General features: G+C 44.3%; 3 protein-coding genes and 1 pseudogene. 2 read left to right on the top strand and 2 right to left on the bottom strand.

The window, feature by feature from the left end; translation table 11 throughout:
• Nucleotides 1-1,339 precede the first annotated feature (1,339 nt).
• Entirely contained in the window at nucleotides 1,340-1,765 is a 426-nt protein-coding gene (gene tnpA / locus SJ312_RS22955) for an IS200/IS605 family transposase (RefSeq protein ID WP_004924660.1), read from the bottom strand.
• A 56-nt stretch (nucleotides 1,766-1,821) separates the two neighbouring features.
• Between tnpA and SJ312_RS22960 the strand changes: the two genes are divergently transcribed.
• Nucleotides 1,822-2,991 (top strand): RNA-guided endonuclease InsQ/TnpB family protein, encoded by a 1,170-nt coding sequence (locus SJ312_RS22960; protein ID WP_319868398.1) that lies wholly within the window; start codon nucleotides 1,822-1,824, stop codon nucleotides 2,989-2,991.
• Between the two features lie 172 nt (nucleotides 2,992-3,163).
• On the opposite strand, the gene SJ312_RS22965 is transcribed toward SJ312_RS22960, so the two are convergent.
• Nucleotides 3,164-3,808 carry a QnrD family quinolone resistance pentapeptide repeat protein gene (locus SJ312_RS22965; RefSeq protein WP_108479726.1) on the bottom strand — a complete coding sequence of 215 codons (645 nt, stop codon included), beginning with the start codon at nucleotides 3,806-3,808 and terminating at the stop codon, nucleotides 3,164-3,166.
• 112 nt (nucleotides 3,809-3,920) lie between these two features.
• Here SJ312_RS22965 and SJ312_RS22970 point away from each other — a divergent pair.
• A pseudogene (locus SJ312_RS22970) lies at nucleotides 3,921-3,995 on the top strand (IS6 family transposase); the annotation flags it as partial.

Here is a 3,995-nt window from a genome sequence, read left to right on the forward strand (position 1 = left end):
TAAGCAGAGTTTTTGAAATGTAAGGCCTTTGAATAAGACAAAAGGCTGCCTCATCGCTAACTTTGCAACAGTGCCTTAATTCGAACAACCTTAAACTCTAGCTAAAAATTGATTCATACAATCCCTTTTATGTTAAACGGGCGAGTTAGTTAGCGGAAACCACCCGTTCACACCCACCAATGCCACTCAAAACGATTTTAAGACACGATCACCCCATCAAACACCCAGATCCACACTGAAAGTTTAGAACGGTTTCTGTGCCGTCTGGGTTCGTTTTTAACATTATTCAGATTGACTGAAAAATTGAGCTGAAATCGTCGAAAGACACAAACTTGTTTTGTGGTGATCGGCGATTTGACCAACCGAGTAAAACGAGGGCGGTAGTGTTTTTAATGATGAACGGAAATCTGAAAAATCGAGGTTAAATTCATTTTTGCTTTAACAGCCAACTGCAAGTTCAGGGGAGATAAAATCAAATGTGGCTACATTTGGGATCACTATCCCTATCCTGCATGATTAGAAATAGCTCGTAGAGATTGAAAAAGGGTATTAGGGAATCAATTCCCTAAGCATGCCGATTAGATGTGGAGTATTAACTCCATGTATACATCGCTGTCGTGCCTGTAATTTTAATTTGTTGAAATCTCCTATTTATAGGGAAGCAAAAAGAAAGCATTGTAAAAGCACATTGATAGCAAAAAACCAACAAGGAAAGCACATTGAGAGCATTTAGCATGCACTTTAAAAGCAAAAAGAAAGCATTTTTGAGTGATGTGTGTACGTTGATTTTATTTAGATGTGGCGATCTTACGCTTCCTCGATGAAAAATGAATTTTCATCTTGCGGCGAGCGTTGCAGATTGAAATATGGCGGGATTTTTTTGTGATACTCCAGAAGGCACAGAGCCGAAATGATTGTGACATCACTTCGGCTCTGCTAATCTGATACGGTGCATTCGTTGCTAAGATCAGACCTAGAAAATCCAATCTTAGCAATGGGAAGCTAGCTTGTCACTACTTCCTTAAAACCATTCAACGACATTAACTCAAATGCACCACTTGATTGACTCGGACTTAGCCCGGTCTCCGAAAGGATAAACAGGCAAATTGTGGTAGTAAGACGTACCGGAACACGAAATTCCGGCTCTGCCTCCGAATCACGCTGCGGTATCGAAAGATTACAGTGCGTACCTGATAAGAGCACCAATCAACGGACTAGGGATTTCTTGGATTGCACCGTCGAAAGAAGCCCAACCTAACCAGACTTAGCAAAATCCGCCGTAAACCCTCGCCCAATGCGGGCGGGGATATAAGGCGAAAAGTCCGCAGGGCTTTAAAGATCAATCAGGCGTTGACTGACTCTGAACGTAGGCTCTGAGCGTTTCAATTGTTGCCCCTCCGGTGCTACAGACAAAGTATGATCTCGACCACAAAAGCCCCGTTTTACTTTGCATCCGTAAATGTGTGTTTTGCTGGCGCAGCAGGCGCGACGATACTGATTTCAGATTGTTTACCATCACACTGACCGCCAGTTTTGGCGGGTAAGCAACCAGCAGATGCACATGGTCAGGCTCTCCGTCCATCTCAATAATTTCGCATTCAAGTTTTGCCGCAGCGGAGCCAAAAGCCTCACGCAGTTGAGCGATCATCAGTCCGTCAAATAGCTTACGTCGGTACTTCGTCGTAAAGATCAGATGCACGACCAGTTTACTGACACTGTGCCGCTTGCGGAGGAATCCCGCCAGTAAATCATCATGATTACTCAATTGATATATTCACCTAACATGTTAAAATAAAAACATTATATCAATGAGCACTGATTATGTTAAGAGCAACAAAAGTACGCATCTACCCGACACCAGAACAGGCTGAATACCTCAATGCTCAGTTTGGGGCGGTTCGTTTCGCGTACAACAAATCTCTTCACATTAAAAAACAGGCTTACCAGCGGCACGGCGTAAATTTAAACCCGCGTAAAGACCTCAAGCCACTGCTTGCAGTGGCGAAGAAATCCCGTAAATACGCATGGCTTAAAGAGTATGATTCCATAGCGTTACAGCAGGCGGTGATTAATCTCGACGTGGCTTTTTCCAACTTTTTCAATCTGAAACTGAAAGCTCGTTTCCCGACGTTTAAAAGTAAGCATGGTAAACAATCCAGCTATCATTGTGTTGGAATCAAAGTCCTTGATGGCGCGATAAAAATCCCTAAAATTGCACCAATTGAAGCGCGTTTACATCGTGAAATTACGGGAATGCTGAAAAGTATCACCCTGAGCCGCAGCACAACTGGGAAATACTACGCCTCGCTACTCTGTGACGACGGAATGGAAGCGCCAGAGAAGCCGGCACTGATATCAAACGTGACGGGGCTGGATATGGGGCTGACGCATTTTGCCATCAAATCCGACGGTAATAAAATTGCCAATCCACGCCACCTTATCAACGCCAGCCACAACCTGCGCCGGAAGCAGAAAGCCCTCTCCCGGAAGAAAAAAGGGAGCGCAAACAGACGCAAAGCCAGAATACAACTTGCATCCGTTCACGAACGGGTAGCCAATGCCCGTGCCGATTTTCAGCACAAGTTATCTCGTGCAATTGTTGACGAAAACCAAGCGGTAATTGTCGAGACGCTGAAAGCGGCAAATATGATGAAAAACCACCATCTGGCGCGTGCGATAGGCGATGCGGGATGGTCTGGATTCATCACAAAACTGGAATACAAAGCCGCAGAGAAAGGCGTGCATCTGGTGAAACTGGATCAATGGTTCGCCAGTTCGAAAACCTGCCATTGTTGCGGTCACAAGATGCCGGAAATGCCATTACATAAGCGCATATGGCAGTGTCCAGAGTGTGGAGTTGAACATGACCGTGATATCAATGCGGCGATCAACATCGAACGCAAGGGCATACTGGAATTACAAGCGGCGGGACTCGTCGTTTCTGCCCATGGAGGCCAGCGTAAATCCGTCACACAGACGGTTGCGGCCTAAGAAGTGGGAAGCCTCGCCCGACAGGGCGGGGAGCAGTCACCTAAATTAAAGAGCTAAGAAGCCATGACCCAATAACTGATCATGGAGAAAAGCAAAGACAGGAAGATGCTGTCGCTTCGCTCCGTTTTGATTAGTACCACATTGGGGCATTAGGTGTTTTTTTACCTAGATTTTATCGGTGAACAATAACACCTAAACTCTCAACAAGCTGAAGCGCCTGCTCTCCATCCAACTTCACGCCATCTAAATTAGTTCGTCTTGCATCAAGCTCGCCAAGCACCCCACCCGTTAAATCACAACCAGTAAAATCAGCCAAAGACCAATCAAACGATGAAAACTCCCCACAAGAAAGATCGGAACCACGAAACACGGCGCCAGTTATCACAGTGCCATTCCAGCGATTTTCCCACAGTTCGCACTTTTCTAATATGACTCTAGAAAAATTAGCGTAACTAAGATTTGTCTTGGTTATATAAGCACTACAAAACCATGACCTTGTAGTTATCATATTCATAAAATTAGCCCCTCGAAAATCAACTCCTTGAGCTAAACACTCACTAATCTCAAGACCTAAGGCGCTAATGTTTTTAAAATTACTCATTGATAAATCGCAGCTTTTAAAGCTGGCGTTTTTTAGTTTGGCTCTATTAAAATCACACCCTTCCAGGCTATTCCTGTCGTAAAAGCTACAATCAACAAATTCAGTATCAGTTAAATCAACCCCTGAAAAATCACAATTTGAAAAGGCAATATTTTTAACTCTATTCCCCGTAAATTGATCCCGTGAAAACTTTTCATTGATAAAGTGCTTTTCCATACATGCTAGACCTGGTTATTTATACAGCGCATCATTGTACATTAATTCGGGCACTGTTGCAAATAGTCGGTGGTGATAAACTTATCATCCCCTTTTGCTGATGGAGCTGTACATGAACCCATTCAAAGGCCGGCATTTTCAGCGTGACATCATTCTGTGGGCCGTACGCTGGTACTGCAAATACGGC

Source organism: Providencia sp. CIM-Carb-044, from assembly GCF_033901115.1.
GTDB lineage: Bacteria > Pseudomonadota > Gammaproteobacteria > Enterobacterales > Enterobacteriaceae > Providencia > Providencia hangzhouensis.